Genomic DNA, 16,121 nt, shown 5'->3' with positions numbered 1-16,121 from the left:
ATACTCGACGCTTGCCTACCCGCGCCTGCAGGTCTGATGTCATGACGCATATTTCCGAACGCCTGTTGGTTCAGGCCCACCTCGATGCCAAGCAGCCGGTCGCCCTGACGCCCGAGCAGGAGGCCTTCTACCGCAGCGAGATCGCCGCCGAGCTGAAGAAGCAGAATGCTGTGCTGGTGGCGCACTACTACTGCGACCCGGTGATCCAGGCGCTGGCCGAGGAAACCGGCGGCTGCGTCTCCGACTCCCTGGAAATGGCCCGCTTCGGCAACCAGCACCAGGCGCAGACCGTGGTGGTGGCCGGGGTCAAGTTCATGGGCGAGACGGCGAAGATCCTCAATCCGGAAAAGCGCGTGCTGATGCCGACCCTGGATGCCACCTGCTCGCTCGACCTGGGCTGCCCGGTGGACGAGTTCTCGGCCTTCTGCGACCAGCATCCGGAACGCACCGTGGTGGTCTATGCCAACACCTCGGCGGCGGTGAAGGCGCGGGCCGACTGGGTGGTGACCTCCAGCTGCGCGCTGGAAATCGTCGAGAGCCTGATGGACAACGGCGAGAAGATCCTCTGGGCGCCGGATCAGCATCTGGGCCGCTACATCCAGCGCGAGACCGGAGCCGACATGCTGCTGTGGGACGGCGCCTGCATCGTCCACGAGGAGTTCAAGGCCAAGCAGCTGGAGGACATGAAGGCGCTCTATCCGCAGGCCGCGATCCTGGTGCACCCGGAGTCGCCGGAGGCGGTGATCGAGCTGGCCGACGCGGTGGGCTCCACCAGCCAACTGATCAAGGCGGCGCAGACCCTGCCGAACAAGACCTTCATCGTCGCCACCGATCGCGGCATCTTCTACAAGATGCAGCAGCTGTGTCCGGACAAGGAGTTCATCGAGGCGCCTACCGCCGGCAACGGCGCGGCCTGCCGCAGCTGTGCGCACTGCCCGTGGATGGCCATGAACACCCTGCAGCGCACCCTGCAGTGCCTGCGCGAGGGCAGCAACGAGATCCTCGTCGAGCCGGCGCTGATCCCGCGGGCGATCAAGCCGCTCAAGCGCATGCTCGACTTCACCCAGGCGGCGCGCCTGAAGCTGAGCGGCAACGCCTGATTGCCACGCAGATACAAAAAAGCCCGGCAGTGCCGGGCTTTTTTGTGGGCGCTGGATCAGCGCATCATCTTGTCGATGGCGCGCTTCTCGGCCTGCAGCTCCTGCTGGCGTGCGTCGATGCGCGAGGCCAGAGGGAAGTTGTTGCTGGCGCGGTGTTTGGCCAGGTCGAGCTGTTCCAGGGCCTGGTCGTAGTCGCCGACCAGGGCGAAGTACTCGGCACGGGCCTGGTGCAGGCCGATGATGTTGCCGGTCATGCCACGTACCTCGGCCACCTGGTACCAGATGTCGGGGTCATGCGGGCGCTGCTTGAGCAGTTCGTCGAGGGTTTTCTCGGCATCCTTCTTCTGGCCTTGCTTGAGCATCAGATCGATGCGCGCCTGTTCCAGCGGGTAGTTGCCCGGATACAGGCCGCGCAGGCGTTCGACCCGCTGGCGCGCGTCGGCGGCGCGATTGGCGGTGATGTCGAGGTCGACCATGGCCAGGTTGTAGGTGATGTCGTCCGGGGCCTTGCCCAGCAGTTCCTGCAACCCGCTGCGTGCCTCGTTCAGCTGGCCGGCCTTGATCTGGGCGATGGCCAGGCCGTAGCGCGCGGCGTCCAGCTTGGGGTTGCTCTCGAGCATGGCGCGGAAGCGCTTGGCGGCGATGCCCGGGGTTTCCTCGAAGGTCAGCTGCACGCGGGCGCGCAGCAACTGGTAGCGCAGGCTGTCTTCGACCCCGCCGGCGCGGTACTGCTCGGCGCGGTTGCGGGTGTCGGCGATGCGCGACTCGGTCACCGGGTGGGTGAGGAGGAATTCCGGCGGCTTGGAGTCGTAGCGGTACTGGCGCATCAGGCGTTCGAACATGCTGGGCATGGCGCGCGGGTCGTAGCCGGCCTTTTCCAGGTTGAGCAGGCCGATGCGGTCGGCCTCCTGTTCGTTCTGCCGGGAGAAGCGCCGCTGTTCCTGGATGGCGGCAGCCTGGGCGCCCATGATGGTGGCGATGCCGGCATCGCCGGCGCCGGCTGCGGCGGCGACGATGCCGGCGAGCATGGCGGCCATCACCGGTACCTGCATGCGCTGCTGGGCCTCGATGCCGCGGGCGAAGTGGCGTTGCGACAAGTGCGCCAGTTCGTGGGCCAGTACCGAGGCGTATTCGGCTTCGGTCTGGGCATAGAGGAACAGGCCGCCGTTGACCCCGATGATCCCGCCGGGAGCGGCGAAGGCGTTGAGCTGCGGGCTGTTGAGCAGGACGAACTCCAGGCGCCGATCCTCCACCTGGCTGGTTTCGGCCAGGCGGTAGACGCTGGTTTCAACATAGTCCTTGAGCTGCGGGTCGGACAGCTGGTCGACCTGGCCGCGCAGGATGCTCAGCCAGGCGCGGCCGAGCTGGTGTTCCTGTTCCGGGGAGACGAGGGCGGAGCTGGAGTCGCCGAGCGACGGCAGGTCATCGGCGAGGCTCGGTAGCGCGAGCAGGCAGGCAAGGGCGAGCAGGGAAGGGCGCAGAAGCTTCATGCACAAGGCTCTTGGCGAACGAAGGGCTTACTGTAGCTGCCTAGCCGGTCAGCTGGCCAGGGTTGTGCGGTATCCTTGCCGGCCCTTGCTGGAGAGTGCTGATGACCGAGACCCCGACCTGCGACGCCGAACTGGATGCCAGTGGCCTGAACTGCCCGCTGCCGCTGCTCAAGGCCAAGCTCGAACTCAACCGCCTGCCCAGCGGTGCGGTGCTCAAGGTCACGGCTACCGATGCCGGTTCGCAGCGCGATTTCCGTGCCTTTGCCCGCCTGGCCGGGCATGAGCTGCTGCGCGAAGAGGAAGAGGCGGGGGTGTTTCGCTACTGGCTGAAAAAAACCTGACACCCGCTGTAATGAAAAAGGGCCGCAGATGCGGCCCTTTTCGTCTGGCTCAGGCCTTGTGCAGGGCCTGGGCGGCAGCCAGTACCGCGTCGACATGGCCGGGCACCTTCACGCCGCGCCATTCGTGGCGCAGTACGCCCTTGGCGTCGATCAGGAAGGTGCTGCGGTCGATGCCGAGGTATTCCTTGCCGTAGAGCTTCTTCAGCTTGATCACGTCGAACAGCTGGCAGAGCGCTTCGTCCTTGTCGCTGATCAGCTCGAAGGGGAATTCCTGCTTGCACTTGAAGTTCTCGTGGGACTTCAGGCCATCGCGCGACACGCCGAAGACCACGGTATTGGCGGCCTGGAAGGCCGGGTACTGGTCGCGAAAGCCCTGGCCTTCGGTGGTGCAGCCCGGGGTGCTGTCCTTCGGATAGAAGTAGATCACCACTTGCTGGCCCTTGAGGGCGCTCAGGGCAACCTGCTGGCCGCTGGTGGCGGCGGCGCTGAAGTCGGCAACCGGTTTGTCGAGGGTGACGGCCATGCGGCTCTCCTTATGTCATGGATTCTGCGGGCGCCAGGGTTCGATCAGCGCATCGAGGTTGAGCGCGTCGGCGAAGTCGAGGAACTGGTCGCGCAGCCAGCTGATCTGGGTACCGGCCGGCAGGGTCACGGTGAGGGTGGCGTTGAGCAGGGTGCCACCGGTCTGCGGGGCCAGGTAGGTGTCGCAGGTGATGTTTTCCAGCTCGACATTGTGCCCGCTGAAGAACTGGCACAGCTCGTTGAGGATGTCCGGCCGGTAGGCGCAGCTGACATAGGCCACATAGGGCAGGGCCTGGGGGCGGCTCTCCAGAGCGCCGCTGCGGATCAGGTTGGCGCTGAAGCTGTGGCGCTTGGCCAGGGCCGGGATGGCGCCTTCCAGGCGGGCCAGGGCGTCCCAGCTGCCGCTCACCTGGAGTACCAGGGCGCTGTATTCGCCATGCCGGGTCAGGCGGGTGCTGACGATCGCGCAGCGGTTCTCCTGGCTGGCGCGGCACAGCACGCTGGTCAGCTCCATGGGGTTGGCGCCGAGGGCACTGATGACGAGGAATTGTTCGCGAACCTGGGGGGTGGACATGCAGCATTCCTAAAGCGATGAGTGTTCGGCACTTGGCGTGCAGAACAAAGAAGGAAGGGTAGCGAAAAGCGTTGCTCAGGGGAATGAGTAACGCGGCCCGGTGCGACGCCGCCAGCGCCGTCCGCTGCTGTCCGTCGCTTGTACAACACAGGTGGCGTCAGTACCATTACCGCTCTCTTTTTCCGGCAGGAGCGGTTGCATGATTTCGGGCAGTATGGTGGCACTGGTCACGCCCATGGACGCACAGGGTGGTCTGGACTGGGATGGCCTGAGTAAGCTGGTCGATTTCCACCTGCAGGAAGGCACCAACGCGATCGTCGCCGTCGGTACCACCGGCGAGTCCGCAACCCTGGACGTGCACGAGCACGTCGAGGTCATCCGCCGCGTGGTCGACCAGGTCAACGGGCGTATCCCGGTGATCGCCGGTACCGGCGCCAACAGCACCCGCGAAGCCATCGAGCTGACCCAGAACGCCCAGAGCGTCGGTGCCGATGCCTGCCTGCTGGTCACCCCCTACTACAACAAGCCGACCCAGGAAGGCCTGTACCAGCACTTCCGCCATATCGCCGAGAGCGTGGCGATTCCGCAGATCCTCTACAACGTGCCGGGCCGCACCGCCTGCGACATGCTGCCGGAAACCGTCGAGCGTCTGGCCAAGGTCAGCAACATCATCGGTATCAAGGAAGCCACCGGCGACCTGCAGCGCGCCCAGGAAATCCTCGACCGCGTCAGCGCCGACTTCCTGGTCTACTCCGGCGACGACGCCACCGCCGTCGAGCTGATGCTGATGGGTGGCAAGGGCAATATCTCGGTGACCGCCAACGTCGCCCCGCGTGCCATGGCCGAACTGTGCGCCGCCGCGATGAACGGCGATGCTGCCACTGCCCGCGCGATCAACGAGCGCCTGATGCCGCTGCACAAGAATCTGTTCATCGAATCCAACCCGATTCCGGTGAAGTGGGCCCTGCATGAAATGGGCATGATGGCCGACGGTATCCGTCTGCCGCTGACCTGGCTCAGCCCGCGTTGTCATGAACCGCTGCGTCAGGCCATGCGCCAGTCCGGCGTACTGGTTTAACCGAGGAATTTGTGCGCATGAAGCGATTGGCCGGCCTGTCCACCCTAGCTCTGATCATCTCCAGCACCAGCGGTTGCGGCTGGCTCTGGGGCGATGATGGTTACTTCCGTGACCGTGGTTCCGATTACCTGGAGGCCCGGCAGACCGCTGCCATGCAGATGCCGGCGAATGTCGATGCCAAGCGCCTCGACCCGCTGCTGCCGGTGCCGCGCAATGTCGCCGACAGCACCCAGACTCCGGAAAAATTCGAAGTGCCGCGCCCGCAGGCGCTGGCCGTCGACCAGCAGGCCAGCGAATTCAGCCTGCAGAAGAGCGGCGACTCGCGCTGGCTGGTCGCCCAGCGTACCCCGGCGGAAGTCTGGCCGGTGGCCCGTGAGTACTTCCAGAACAACGGTTTCCGCATCGTTGACGAACGCCCGCAGACCGGTGAGTTCAGCAGCGAATGGCAGAGCGCCAAGGATCTTGCCCCGTCCATGGGCCGGCGCCTGGGCAGCCTGCTGAGCGACAGCGACAACCAGGTGCGCGTGCATGTGCGCATCGAACCGGGCGTGCTGCGCAACACCAGCGAAGTGTTCGTGGTCAGCGCCGAGCGCGACGAAGATAGCAACGCCGACGTGGCCTTCCCGGCCCGTACCGGCAATGCCCCGCTGGAAGCCTCGCTGCTCGACGGCATGCTCGCCGACCTCAGCAGCAGCGCCGAGCACGGCTCGGTCTCCCTGCTGGCCGCGCGCAACTACGACGCCCCGAGCCGGGTCAGCCTGGCCCAGGACGGCAACGGCAACTCGGTACTGCACCTGAGCACCGACTTCGACCGCGCCTGGTCGAGCGTGGGCCGCGCCCTGGAACTGGGCAACGTGCGCATCGACGACATCAACCGCAGCCTGGGCGTGTACTACGTCAACCTGGCCGAAGGCGCGAAAAAGCCGGAAGAAGAGAAAGGCTTCTTCAGCAGCCTGTTCGGCAGCGAGCCGAGCCAGGAAGAGATCGACGCCCGCGCCGAGCGCTATCAGGTACGCCTGACCCGCGCTGCAGCTGGCGACGTGCAGGTTTCCGTGGAGAAGGACATCAACACCGTGGCCCCGGAAGACGTGGCCCGTCGCGTGCTGAGCCTGATCCAGGAAAACCTCGGCTAAGCAGACTGCGCCGGCCGCGAGGCCGGCACGGCAACACCAATAGGCGAAACCCGCTGGGTTTCGCCTGTTTCGTTTGATCAAGGCGGAAATTCCGACATGACCACTCCCAGCACCCTGAGCCTGAAGAAAATCTATTCGGGCAAAGTCCGCGACCTCTACGAAATCGACGACAAGCGCATGCTGATGGTCGCCACCGACCGGCTGTCGGCCTTCGACGTGATCCTCAACGAGCCGATCCCGGACAAGGGCAAGATCCTCACCGCCATCTCCAACTTCTGGTTCGCCAAACTGGACGGCCTGGTGCCCAACCACTTCACCGGCGACCAGGTCGCCGACGTGGTGCCGGCCGCCGAGCTGCCGCTGGTGGAAGGCCGCGCGGTAGTGGCCAAGCGTCTGCAGCCGGTGGCCGTGGAGGCCATCGTGCGTGGCTACATCGTCGGTTCCGGCTGGAAGGAATACCAGAAGAGCGGCACCGTCTGCGGCATCCAGCTGCCGGCGGGCCTGAAGGAAGCGGCCAAGCTGCCGCAGCCGATCTTCACCCCCTCGACCAAGGCCGCCGTCGGCGACCACGACGAGAACATCTCCTTCGAGCAGTGCGAAGCCATCATCGGCGCCGAGCTGGCAGCCAAGGTGCGCGACACCGCCATCGCCCTGTACAGCGCGGCGGTCGAGTACGCAGCCACCCGCGGCATCATCATCGCCGATACCAAGTTCGAGTTCGGCCTGGACGAAGACGGCACCCTGACCCTGATGGACGAGGCGCTGACTCCGGACTCCAGCCGCTTCTGGCCGGCCGACAGCTACGCCGAAGGCAGCAACCCGCCGAGCTTCGACAAGCAGTTCGTGCGCGACTGGCTGGAATCCACCGGCTGGAACAAGCAACCGCCGGCCCCGGCAGTACCGGCCGAGGTGGCGCAGAAGACCGCGGACAAATACCGCGAGGCGCTGACCCGCCTGACCGAGTAAGCGCAGCACGCGTTGCGAAAGGGGAGCCAAGGCTCCCCTTTTTCATGCCCGGCGTTCCCTTGCGCTGCTGGCGTGATCGCGCAAGCATCTGAAAGCATGCGAAAAAATGCCGTTAGGGGGTTCGCCAACGGCAGCTGAGCTGCTATCATGCGCGCCGCCGTGGGAAGATGCCGGAGTGGCCGAACGGGACGGATTCGAAATCCGTTGTGTACGCAAGTGCACCTAGGGTTCGAATCCCTATCTTCCCGCCATACAACGAAAACCCCGCAGACCGTCAGGTCTGTGGGGTTTTTGCTTTTCTGCTCCGGTTATTTCTTTGCGGCCTCAGGCAGTGCCTGGCGGCGTCTGGCCAAGGGCGGGGATAAAGCGGGCGCAAACCAAGGAGTGGGGCGCTTGCGCCCTGGCGGTATTTCTCGCCGCCGATCTGGTAGCGTCCAACCTGAATAATCGGCCGCGGCAGGAAGTGGCCGGCTTGCTGCGCGAACTACAGGGACGCGGGTTGTTCGATGTCGCCTTCGTCGCCGACTTCCTCAACGACTACAGCTCGGTGCTGTTCATGCGCCTGGTGCAGGACGACGTGCCCGATCTGGCGGCCCACGACAAGCGCATCCGCCAGCTGACCCAGACCCTGTTCGACGACCTGGCGCCCTGAGTCGCGGCCCCACCGCCTAGCAGCGGGGGCGGGGCTTACTCGATGGCTTCGTAGGGCAGGCCGACATAGTTCTCGGCGATGGTCTTGCGCCCGGCATCGGAGCCGACGAAGTAGTCGAGTTCGGTCTGCTGCATGCGGCTGCTGAAGGCATCGGTGCCGGGAAACTTGTGCAGCATCGAAGTCATCCACCAGGAGAAGCGCTCGGCCTTCCAGATGCGTTTCAGGCACACCTGGGAATAGCGTTCGAGCAGCTCGCGGCGGCCTTCGCGGTAGACCTTGAGGAGAATGCGGTACAGCGTGCTGACGTCGCTGGCCGCCAGGTTGAGGCCCTTGGCCCCGGTAGGCGGGACTATGTGCGCGGCATCGCCGACCAGGAACAGCTGGCCGTACTGCATGGGCTCGACCACGTAGCTGCGCAGCGGCGCGATGCTCTTCTCGATGGATGGGCCGGTCACCAGGTTGGCGGCGGTGGCCTCTGGCAGGCGGCTCTTCAGCTCGTTCCAGAAGCGCTCGTCCGACCAGTCTTCCACCCGTTCCTCGGCGCTCACCTGCACGTAATAGCGGGTGCGGGTGGGCGAGCGCATGCTGCACAGGGCGAAGCCGCGCTCGTGGTTGGCGTAGATCAGCTCCTCGGCCACCGGCGGGGTGTCGGCCAGCACGCCGAGCCAGCCGAACGGGTAGACCCGCTCGAACTCCTTGAGCACCCCGGCGGGAATCGACTGGCGCGACACGCCGTGGAAGCCGTCGCAGCCGGCGATCAGGTCGCAGTCCAGGCGCATCGCCTCGCCGTTGTGGGTGAAGGTGACATGGGGGCGCTCGCCCTTGAGCTCATGCAGCTGGGCGTCGCTGACGTTGTACAGGGTGGTGGCGCCGCAGGCCTGGCGGGCCTCCATCAGGTCGCGGGTGACTTCGGTCTGGCCGTAGATCATCACCGTCTTGCCGCCGGTGAGCTGCTTCAGGTCGATGCGCTCGCGGCGGCCGTCGAAGGCCAGTTCGAAGCCGTCGTGCACCAGGCCTTCGCGATCCATCCGCGCGCTGACGCCGGCCTCGCGCAGCAGGTCGACCATGCCCTGTTCGAGCACCCCGGCGCGAATGCGCCCGAGCACATACTCGGGGCTCTGTCGTTCGATGATGATGTTGTCGATACCGGCCTGATGCAGCAGCTGGCCGAGCAGGAGGCCGGACGGGCCGGCGCCGATGATGGCGACTTGAGTCTTCATTGTTATTGTCCTCTGTGGGGCTGCGCGCGCATGACGCTGCCCCGGGTTGATGAAGTCGCCTGTATTTTTGGTGGATGGATGCGGGCTTTGAAGGCACTATCCGATTATCTTTCTGGACTTTTCAGGGGTTCATCGCCCATGCGCAAGGTCGCCACAGCCGCAGTGCCGGTGTTCAAGCTGTATGGCGAGACGACGGCCTGGCCCACCCCGGATCTGCTGCATTGCGAGTCGATTCCCGAGCGCAGCCGCCTGCACGACTGGGAGATCAAGCCCCATCGCCATGGCGACCTGGTGCAGCTGCTGTACGTGCAGGGCGGCAGCGCCGAGCTGGAAGTGGAGGGCGTGCTGCACCGCGTCGAGCAGGCCGCCCTGCAGGTGGTACCGGCCCTCAGCGTGCACGGCTTCCGCTTCTCCCGGGACATCCGCGGCCATGTGCTGAGCCTGGCCCAGCCGCTGGTCGACCAGTTCAGCGCCGCCCTCGACAGCCCGCCGCTGGCGCGCGCCGCCTGCTATCCGGTGGGCGAGCAGCAGCGCTACCTGGATGCGCTGTTCGATTCGATCGCCCTGGAGTACGGCGAGCATGCCCCCGGCCGCGAGCTGATGCTGCAGTCGCTGATCAGTGCCTTGCTGGTCTGGGTCGGGCGTCGCTCGCAGGCCCTGGCGCATGCCGAGGCGCAGCTGCCGGATCGTGGTCGCGAGCACCTGCAGCGCTTTACCCGCCTGCTGGAGGCGCACTACCGTGCGCACCGGCCGATCGAGCAGTACGCCGCCGAGCTGGGCATCAGCGCCGCCCATCTCAACGCCCTGTGCCGGCGCCTGGCCGGGCAGTCGGCGCTGCAGCTGATCAACCAGCGCCTGTTGCTGGAGGCCAAGCGCTGCCTGGTGTACACCGCCATGACGGTAAACCAGGTGGCGGACAGCCTGGGCTTTTCCGAGCCGGCTTATTTTTCCCGTTTCTTCAAGCGCAGCACCGGCCTGACTCCCAAGGCCTTCCGTTTGCAGCGCTGATCGCGAGCTCCCATGAACATCGACAACCGCATCAAATTCCGTCATCTGCTGTGCTTTCTCGAAGTCGCCCGCCAGGGCAGCCTGGCGCGCGCCGCCGAGGTGCTGGCGGTGAGTCAGCCGGCCATCTCCAAGACGCTCAAGGAACTGGAGGAAATCCTCGTCACCCGCCTGTTCGAACGCAGCAAGCAGGGTGTCACGCCGACCGCCGCCGGGCTGGCCTTCCTGCGTTACGCCGGGCCCAGCGTGCAGGCCCTGCGCGAGGGCGTGCGCAGCCTGCGCAGTGGCGAGCACGAGGCCGGTGCGGTGCGCCTGGGCGTGCTGTCGACGGTGGAAAGCTCGCTGTTGCCCGACGTGGTGCGACGCCTGCACGAGCAGCACGCGGCGCTGGTGGTCAGCGTGGAGACCGGGCCCAGTGCCTACCTGCTCGGCCAGCTGCGGGTCGGCGCGCTGGATCTGGTGATCGGGCGGATGACCGACAGCCCGCAGATCGAGGGGCTGACCTTCGAGCACCTGTACAGCGAGTCGATGATCCTGGTGGTGCGCCCCGGGCATGCCTTGCTGCACACCGATCTGAGCGATCGCTCGCGCCTGGGTGACTACCCGGTGGTGTTGCCGCTGGCCGGCACCACCATCCGCCGCTATGCCGACAGCCTGTATGTGCAGTGCGGCATCGGCCTGCCGCAACAGCGCCTGGAGACCCTCTCGGTGGCCCTCAGCCGACGCTATGTGCAGGCCTGCGATGCGGTCTGGGTGGCGCCGCAGGATGCCGTGCGCCAGGATCTGGCGCGCGGCGAGCTGGTTGCCCTGCAGCTGGGGCTGCGCGAGCCGGGCGGCTCGGTGGGCATCTGCAGCAACCCCTCGACGCCGTTGTCGCTGGCCGCGCAGTGGTGCTGCGAGGCATTGCGCGCGGCGGCACTCGACTATCGCGAGAGCTTCAATCCATAACTATTTGGTTATGGATAAGCGCCGTCTTTTCATTATCCAGCCAGCCCATCGTGTCGGACACTGTGGTCACGCCTGAGCCTGCAGGCCGCTACAGCCATTCCAACAAGAGGAGCTCGGCATGTCCGATGCGCAGAACAGCCGTTTCGTCATCCGCGACCGCAACTGGCACCCCAAGGCCCTGACCCCCGACTACAAGACATCGATTGCCCGCTCGCCGCGCCAGGCGCTGGTGAGCATCCCGCAGTCGATCTCGGAAACCAGCGGCCCGGACTTCTCGCACCTGCGCTTCGGCGAGCACGACCACGACCTGCTGCTCAACTTCAATCACGGCGGCCTGCCCATCGGCGAGCGCATCATCGTTGCCGGACGGGTCATGGATCAGTACGGCAAGCCGATCCCGCATACCCTGGTAGAGATGTGGCAGGCCAACGCCGGCGGCCGCTACCGGCACAAGAACGACCGCTACCTGGCACCGCTCGACCCCAACTTCGGCGGCGTCGGCCGCGCCCTGACCGACAGCCAGGGCAACTACAGCTTCCGTACCATCAAGCCCGGCCCGTACCCCTGGCGCAACGGCCCGAATGACTGGCGTCCGGCGCATATCCACTTCTCCATCAGTGGCCCGTCGATCGCCACCCGCCTGATCACCCAGCTGTATTTCGAGGGCGACCCGCTGATTCCCATGTGCCCGATCGTCAAATCGATCGCCAACCCGGACGCGGTGCAGAGCCTGATCGCCAAGCTCGACATGGGCGCGGCCAATCCCATGGATTGTCTGGCCTATCGCTTCGATATCGTGCTGCGCGGGCAGCGTCAGACCCACTTCGAGAATCGTTGAGGAGCAGCTCCATGCCAGTTCAACTGCTGCCGGAAACCCCTTCGCAGACCGCCGGCCCCTATGTGCATATCGGCCTGGCCCTGGCCGCCGCCGGCAACCCGAGCCGTCCCCAGGAAATCTGCAACCAGATGGCCAAGCCCGGCGCGCCGGGCGAGCACATCACCCTGATCGGCCATGTCTACGACGGTAACGGCCACCTGGTGCGCGACTCCTTCCTGGAGTTCTGGCAGGCCGACCACCAGGGGCGCTACGACAGCGACTTCGACCTGGAAAAAGCGTTCAACGGTTTCGGTCGTACCGCTACCACCTTCGATGCCGGCGAGTGGACGCTGCATACCATCAAGCCGGGCGTGGTCAACAACGCCGCCGGCGTGCCGATGGCGCCGCACATCAACGTGTCGCTGTTCGCCCGCGGCATCAATATCCACCTGCACACGCGCCTGTACTTCGCCGACGAGGCCGAGGCCAATTCCCGCGACCCGGTGCTTGGCCTGATCGAGCAGCCGCAGCGCCGCGAGACCCTGATCGCAGAGCGCTGCGAAGTGGACGGCAAGCTGGCTTACCGCTTTGATATCCGTATCCAGGGGGAAGGGGAAACGGTCTTCTTTGACTTCTAAGGTGCAGGATCCCCAGGGCGATCCACTCAGCGAAGCGGTTGCCCAGCGCGTTCGCCGGCATTTCGATGATCTGCTGGAGGCGCGCGGCTACCAGGCCGACGCTGCCCAGCGGGCGGCCATCGAGCAGCTCGGCGACTGGTTGGAGACCTTGCTCGGCGGGCGCTCGGGCTGGTTTCGCCGGCCGCCGGCCGGGGTCTACCTGTGGGGCGGTGTCGGCCGCGGCAAGAGCTTCGTGATGGATGCCTTCTTTGCCGCGGCGCCGGTAGCGGGCAAGCGCCGCGTGCACTTCCACGCCTTTCTCCAGGAGCTGCAGCAGCGCATGCAGGACTTCGCCGGCCAGTCCGATCCGCTGGCGCGGGTTGCCCGCGAACTGGCCGGGCAAGTCCAGCTGCTGTGTTTCGACGAGTTCCATGTGCATGACATCGGCGATGCCATGCTCCTCGGTCGCCTGCTCAAGGTGCTGGTGGAGGAGGGCGTCGGCCTGGTCTGCACCTCCAATTACCGGCCAGATCGGCTCTGCCCCAATCCGCTGTACCGCGAGCGCTTCAAGCCGGCCATCGCCCTGATCGAGAAACGCTTCAGCGTGCTGTCCCTGGATGGCGGCGAGGACTACCGCCAGCGCGCCACCGCCCTGGAGGCCTGGGGCAGCTACCACTGGCCACAGCCGGACGATGGCGGGGCATTGATTCGCCAGCGCCTGGGACTGGGCGAGCAGGCGCTGTATGACCAGGTGCTGGAGGTCAATCACCACCCCTTGCGGGTGCATGCCTACGAGGGGCGGCGGGCCTGGCTGGACTTCACCGAACTGTTCGCCACGCCGCGCTCGGCCAGCGACTACCTGTGGCTGATCGAGCACTTCCCGCAGATGGCGGTCGGCGGCCTGGGGCCGCTGGGCGACTACCCGTCGGATGTCAGCCAGCGCTTTCTCAATTTCATCGACATCGCCTACGACCGCGCCCTGCACCTGCAGCTCTACGCCAGCGTGGCGCTGGAACAGCTGGCGGAGGGCGGCAAGGCGGTGGACTTCGCCCGCACCCTGAGCCGCCTGCGTCAGCTCGGCCGGGTGCCGTTGGTCGCGGCACCATCCGCTGCCGACTCGCCTGGCGCGGAAGCGGAGAGCAACCTCACCCCGAATTGCGGAGTACCGACTTGAGCAGTCTGAGCAATCACCTCTTCGATGCCTACTTCACGGCACCCGCCATGCGCGCGATCTTCTGCGATCGTGGACGCGTGCAGGGCATGCTGGATTTCGAGGCCGCCCTGGCCCGTGCCGAAGCTGGCGTGGGGCTGATCCCGGCCGATGTCGTGGCGCCCATCCAGGCGGCCTGCCTGGCTGAACTCTATGACCCCGATGCGCTGGCCCTGGCCATCGCCACGGCCGGCAATTCCGCCATCCCGCTGGTCAAGCTGCTGGGCCAGCGCGTGGCGGCGCAGAGCCCACAGGCCGAACGCTATGTGCACCTTGGCGCGACCAGCCAGGATGCGATGGACACGGGGCTGGTGCTGCAGCTGCGTGCTGCCGTCAGCCTGCTGGAGGCCGATCTGGCCGCTCTCGGCGAGGCCCTGGCGGTGCAGGCCGAGCGCCACGCCGACACGCCGCTGGCCGGGCGTACCTGGCTGCAGCAGGCCACTCCGGTCACCCTCGGCATGAAGCTCGCCGGGGTGCTGGGCGCCGTCACCCGCCATCGCCAGCGCCTTGCCGAACTCAAGCCGCGCCTGTTCAGCCTGCAGTTCGGTGGTGCCTCGGGCAGCCTGGCGGCGCTGGGCGAGCAGGCCTGGCCGGTGGCCGAGGCCCTGGCCGCCGAGCTGGCGCTGAACCTGCCCGAGCAACCCTGGCACACCCAGCGCGACCGCCTAGTGGAGTTCGCCGCGCTGCTCGGGTTGATCGCCGGCAGCCTGGGCAAGCTGGGACGCGACCTCAGCCTGCTGATGCAGACCGAGGCCGGCGAAGTGTTCGAGCCGGCCGCGCCGGGCAAGGGCGGTTCCTCGACCATGCCGCACAAGCGCAACCCGGTGAGTGCCGCCGTGCTGATCGGCGCTGCCACCCGCGCCCCGGGCCTGGTGGCGACCATGCTGGCGGCCATGCCGCAGGAGCACGAGCGCAGCCTCGGCCTCTGGCATGCCGAATGGGAAACCCTGCCGGAACTGTGCTGCCTGGTTTCCGGTGCCCTGCAACAGGCGCTGCTGCTGGTGCCGGGGCTGGAAGTGGATGCCGCGCGCATGCGCGAGAACCTCGAGCTGACCCAGGGCCTGGTGCTGGCCGAGGCGGTGAGCATCGCCCTGGCCCAGCGCATCGGCCGCGATGCCGCCCACCATCTGGTCGAGCAGTGCTGCCGCCAGGCGGTGCAGGAAGGCGCCCACCTGCGCGCAGTGCTCGGCGCCAATCTGCTGGTGGTGGCCCAGCTATCCGCCGACGAACTGGATCGCCTGCTTGATCCGGCCCATTACCTGGGTCAGGCGCACCGCTGGGTGAGCCGTGCACTGGCCGAACACCGTGCGCTTGCGCACCCGATTCAATCCGGAGTTTGAGATGGATGAGAAACAACGTTACGAAGCCGGCATGCAGGTGCGTCGCGCCGTACTGGGCGATGCCCACGTCGAGCGCAGCCTGAGCAACCTCACGCCGTTCAATAGCGAGTTCCAGGAGATGATCACCCGTCACGCCTGGGGCGATATCTGGACGCGCCCGGGGCTGCCGCGGCATACCCGCAGCTTGATCACCATCGCCATGCTGATCGGCATGAACCGCGAGGGCGAGCTGCGCCTGCACCTCAAGGCGGCAAAGAACAACGGGGTGAGCCGCGAGGAGATCAAGGAGGTGCTGATGCAGAGCGCCATCTACTGCGGCATCCCGGCGGCCAACGCGACCTTCCACCTGGCCGAAGAGGTGTGGGACGAGCTCGGCGTCGAGTCGCTCGACTGAGCAGGCTGCCGGCTGGGCGTTGAGTGCTCAGCCCTGCAGCAGCTGCTCGAATTCGGCGGCGTCCCGGGTGCCGACTGCCGCCAGCAGCAAGCGGTGCTGCCAGGCCTTGTGGGCGCGCCACATCAGGCCGCGCGCATCGCCCTGTTCGATACTGCCCTGCTTGACCACATCCCAGGTGCGGTAGAGGTAGCGCACCAGCTCGTTCAGGGTCTGCTCCGGCCACTGGCAGCCGTGCTGGCGCAGCAGCAGCGCCATGCTGGCGAGCTGGATGGCTTCATGTTCCGCCTCCAGATCATGCAGCGCCGGGATCAGATCCATGGCCTGCCATAGCGCGCCGTAGCCCGAGTACTGCTGCTCGAGGCGGTCGATCATGTCATCCAGCGCGTTCCAGGTTTCGATCAGGCCCAGGCCGCCTGCGTAGATCGCCTTCTCCTGGTCGCGGATGGCCTCCAGCCACTGCTGCGCCAGGCGGTAGACGATCGCCTCCTTGTTGGGGAAGAAGCGGTACAGCGACTTGATGTCGATGCCGCAGCGCTCGGCAATCGCATTGGTGTTGAGCAGGCTGATGCCGCCTTCCCTGAGCAGCTCCAGGGTGGCCTGTTCGATCCTCCGAATGATCTCCAGGGTGCGCTGCTGGCGCGGCTCGCGGCGCATTTGCAAATCTTGCGGAATCATCAGGCACTCGGTTTGGTCGGTGGTTGGGGCGCATTTCAC

Annotated in this window: 18 protein-coding genes and 1 tRNA gene; 14 read left to right on the top strand and 5 right to left on the bottom strand. The window is 66.3% G+C overall.

Annotated features, from left to right (window positions below):
• The first annotated feature begins 41 nt into the window (after window positions 1-41).
• Window positions 42-1,100: a quinolinate synthase NadA gene (gene nadA, locus A9179_RS15965; protein ID WP_187807203.1), complete on the top strand. Its 1,059-nt coding sequence runs from the start codon at window positions 42-44 to the stop codon at window positions 1,098-1,100.
• Between the two features lie 56 nt (window positions 1,101-1,156).
• On the opposite strand, the gene A9179_RS15960 is transcribed toward nadA, so the two are convergent.
• Window positions 1,157-2,590: a M48 family metalloprotease gene (locus tag A9179_RS15960; protein WP_187807202.1), complete on the bottom strand. Its 1,434-nt coding sequence runs from the start codon at window positions 2,588-2,590 to the stop codon at window positions 1,157-1,159.
• A gap of 101 nt (window positions 2,591-2,691) precedes the next feature.
• On the opposite strand from A9179_RS15960, the gene A9179_RS15955 reads away from it, so the two are divergent.
• Window positions 2,692-2,931 (top strand): sulfurtransferase TusA family protein, encoded by a 240-nt coding sequence (locus A9179_RS15955; RefSeq protein ID WP_187807201.1) that lies wholly within the window; start codon window positions 2,692-2,694, stop codon window positions 2,929-2,931.
• Window positions 2,932-2,980: 49 nt separating this feature from the next.
• Here the strand turns inward: A9179_RS15955 and A9179_RS15950 are convergent, their stop codons facing one another.
• Together A9179_RS15950 and A9179_RS15945 are read right to left on the bottom strand one after the other, a co-directional pair.
• Window positions 2,981-3,454, bottom strand: a complete 474-nt coding sequence (locus A9179_RS15950; protein WP_187807200.1) for a peroxiredoxin — start codon at window positions 3,452-3,454, stop codon at window positions 2,981-2,983.
• A 15-nt stretch (window positions 3,455-3,469) separates the two neighbouring features.
• Window positions 3,470-4,027 (bottom strand): glycine cleavage system transcriptional repressor, encoded by a 558-nt coding sequence (locus tag A9179_RS15945; RefSeq protein ID WP_187807199.1) that lies wholly within the window; start codon window positions 4,025-4,027, stop codon window positions 3,470-3,472.
• Between the two features lie 199 nt (window positions 4,028-4,226).
• Between A9179_RS15945 and dapA the strand changes: the two genes are divergently transcribed.
• The 5 genes from dapA (at window position 4,227) to A9179_RS15920 (ending at window position 7,856) form a co-directional block, all read left to right on the top strand.
• The gene (gene dapA / locus A9179_RS15940; RefSeq protein WP_187807198.1) at window positions 4,227-5,105 is read left to right on the top strand and encodes a 4-hydroxy-tetrahydrodipicolinate synthase; all 879 of its coding nucleotides are present in this window, start codon (window positions 4,227-4,229) and stop codon (window positions 5,103-5,105) included.
• Window positions 5,106-5,122: 17 nt separating this feature from the next.
• Complete coding sequence (gene bamC, locus A9179_RS15935; RefSeq protein ID WP_187807197.1) at window positions 5,123-6,238, top strand: outer membrane protein assembly factor BamC; 1,116 nt, start codon at window positions 5,123-5,125, stop codon at window positions 6,236-6,238.
• Between the two features lie 96 nt (window positions 6,239-6,334).
• Entirely contained in the window at window positions 6,335-7,204 is an 870-nt protein-coding gene (locus A9179_RS15930) for a phosphoribosylaminoimidazolesuccinocarboxamide synthase (RefSeq protein ID WP_187807196.1), read from the top strand.
• Between the two features lie 161 nt (window positions 7,205-7,365).
• Window positions 7,366-7,455: transfer RNA gene (locus A9179_RS15925), tRNA-Ser, on the top strand.
• A 221-nt stretch (window positions 7,456-7,676) separates the two neighbouring features.
• The gene (locus tag A9179_RS15920) at window positions 7,677-7,856 is read left to right on the top strand and encodes a hypothetical protein (RefSeq protein WP_187807195.1); all 180 of its coding nucleotides are present in this window, start codon (window positions 7,677-7,679) and stop codon (window positions 7,854-7,856) included.
• A gap of 35 nt (window positions 7,857-7,891) precedes the next feature.
• Here A9179_RS15920 and pobA read toward each other — a convergent pair whose 3' ends face one another.
• Complete coding sequence (pobA, locus tag A9179_RS15915; RefSeq protein WP_187807194.1) at window positions 7,892-9,076, bottom strand: 4-hydroxybenzoate 3-monooxygenase; 1,185 nt, start codon at window positions 9,074-9,076, stop codon at window positions 7,892-7,894.
• A 138-nt stretch (window positions 9,077-9,214) separates the two neighbouring features.
• On the opposite strand from pobA, the gene A9179_RS15910 reads away from it, so the two are divergent.
• The 7 genes from A9179_RS15910 to pcaC all read left to right on the top strand — a co-directional run bounded on the left by A9179_RS15910 (window position 9,215) and on the right by pcaC (window position 15,407).
• Window positions 9,215-10,084 (top strand): helix-turn-helix domain-containing protein, encoded by an 870-nt coding sequence (locus A9179_RS15910; RefSeq protein ID WP_187807193.1) that lies wholly within the window; start codon window positions 9,215-9,217, stop codon window positions 10,082-10,084.
• Between the two features lie 12 nt (window positions 10,085-10,096).
• Complete coding sequence (gene pcaQ / locus A9179_RS15905) at window positions 10,097-11,029, top strand: pca operon transcription factor PcaQ (protein WP_187807192.1); 933 nt, start codon at window positions 10,097-10,099, stop codon at window positions 11,027-11,029.
• A gap of 118 nt (window positions 11,030-11,147) precedes the next feature.
• A complete protein-coding gene (gene pcaH / locus A9179_RS15900; RefSeq protein ID WP_187807191.1) occupies window positions 11,148-11,867 on the top strand; it encodes a protocatechuate 3,4-dioxygenase subunit beta in 720 nt (239 codons plus the stop codon).
• Window positions 11,868-11,878: 11 nt separating this feature from the next.
• Entirely contained in the window at window positions 11,879-12,484 is a 606-nt protein-coding gene (pcaG, locus tag A9179_RS15895; RefSeq protein ID WP_187807190.1) for a protocatechuate 3,4-dioxygenase subunit alpha, read from the top strand.
• A complete protein-coding gene (zapE, locus tag A9179_RS15890; RefSeq protein ID WP_223123227.1) occupies window positions 12,474-13,637 on the top strand; it encodes a cell division protein ZapE in 1,164 nt (387 codons plus the stop codon). Before pcaG ends, zapE begins: the two co-directional genes overlap by 11 nt.
• A 5-nt stretch (window positions 13,638-13,642) precedes the next feature.
• Window positions 13,643-15,013 (top strand): 3-carboxy-cis,cis-muconate cycloisomerase, encoded by a 1,371-nt coding sequence (locus A9179_RS15885; RefSeq protein WP_394354767.1) that lies wholly within the window; start codon window positions 13,643-13,645, stop codon window positions 15,011-15,013.
• Window position 15,014: 1 nt separating this feature from the next.
• Window positions 15,015-15,407 carry a 4-carboxymuconolactone decarboxylase gene (pcaC, locus tag A9179_RS15880; RefSeq protein ID WP_187807188.1) on the top strand — a complete coding sequence of 131 codons (393 nt, stop codon included), beginning with the start codon at window positions 15,015-15,017 and terminating at the stop codon, window positions 15,405-15,407.
• Between the two features lie 27 nt (window positions 15,408-15,434).
• Here pcaC and A9179_RS15875 read toward each other — a convergent pair whose 3' ends face one another.
• Window positions 15,435-16,082, bottom strand: coding sequence for a TetR/AcrR family transcriptional regulator (locus A9179_RS15875; protein WP_187807187.1), 648 nt, complete (start codon window positions 16,080-16,082; stop codon window positions 15,435-15,437).
• Between the last annotated feature and the right edge of the window lie 39 nt (window positions 16,083-16,121).

The organism is Pseudomonas alcaligenes (assembly GCF_014490745.1).
Lineage (GTDB): Bacteria > Pseudomonadota > Gammaproteobacteria > Pseudomonadales > Pseudomonadaceae > Aquipseudomonas > Aquipseudomonas alcaligenes_C.
The sequence above is the reverse complement of the archived record's forward strand: the minus strand, read 5'-3'. Positions and strand labels throughout refer to the sequence as shown.

Coding starts and splice junctions, on each gene's coding strand:
- nadA (WP_187807203.1), top strand. CDS start 42: ATGACGCATATTTCCGAACGCCTGTTGGTTCAGGCCCACCTCGATGCC.
- A9179_RS15960 (WP_187807202.1), bottom strand. CDS start 2,590: ATGAAGCTTCTGCGCCCTTCCCTGCTCGCCCTTGCCTGCCTGCTCGCG.
- A9179_RS15955 (WP_187807201.1), top strand. CDS start 2,692: ATGACCGAGACCCCGACCTGCGACGCCGAACTGGATGCCAGTGGCCTG.
- A9179_RS15950 (WP_187807200.1), bottom strand. CDS start 3,454: ATGGCCGTCACCCTCGACAAACCGGTTGCCGACTTCAGCGCCGCCGCC.
- A9179_RS15945 (WP_187807199.1), bottom strand. CDS start 4,027: ATGTCCACCCCCCAGGTTCGCGAACAATTCCTCGTCATCAGTGCCCTC.
- dapA (WP_187807198.1), top strand. CDS start 4,227: ATGATTTCGGGCAGTATGGTGGCACTGGTCACGCCCATGGACGCACAG.
- bamC (WP_187807197.1), top strand. CDS start 5,123: ATGAAGCGATTGGCCGGCCTGTCCACCCTAGCTCTGATCATCTCCAGC.
- A9179_RS15930 (WP_187807196.1), top strand. CDS start 6,335: ATGACCACTCCCAGCACCCTGAGCCTGAAGAAAATCTATTCGGGCAAA.
- pobA (WP_187807194.1), bottom strand. CDS start 9,076: ATGAAGACTCAAGTCGCCATCATCGGCGCCGGCCCGTCCGGCCTCCTG.
- A9179_RS15910 (WP_187807193.1), top strand. CDS start 9,215: ATGCGCAAGGTCGCCACAGCCGCAGTGCCGGTGTTCAAGCTGTATGGC.
- pcaQ (WP_187807192.1), top strand. CDS start 10,097: ATGAACATCGACAACCGCATCAAATTCCGTCATCTGCTGTGCTTTCTC.
- pcaH (WP_187807191.1), top strand. CDS start 11,148: ATGTCCGATGCGCAGAACAGCCGTTTCGTCATCCGCGACCGCAACTGG.
- pcaG (WP_187807190.1), top strand. CDS start 11,879: ATGCCAGTTCAACTGCTGCCGGAAACCCCTTCGCAGACCGCCGGCCCC.
- pcaC (WP_187807188.1), top strand. CDS start 15,015: ATGGATGAGAAACAACGTTACGAAGCCGGCATGCAGGTGCGTCGCGCC.
- A9179_RS15875 (WP_187807187.1), bottom strand. CDS start 16,082: ATGATTCCGCAAGATTTGCAAATGCGCCGCGAGCCGCGCCAGCAGCGC.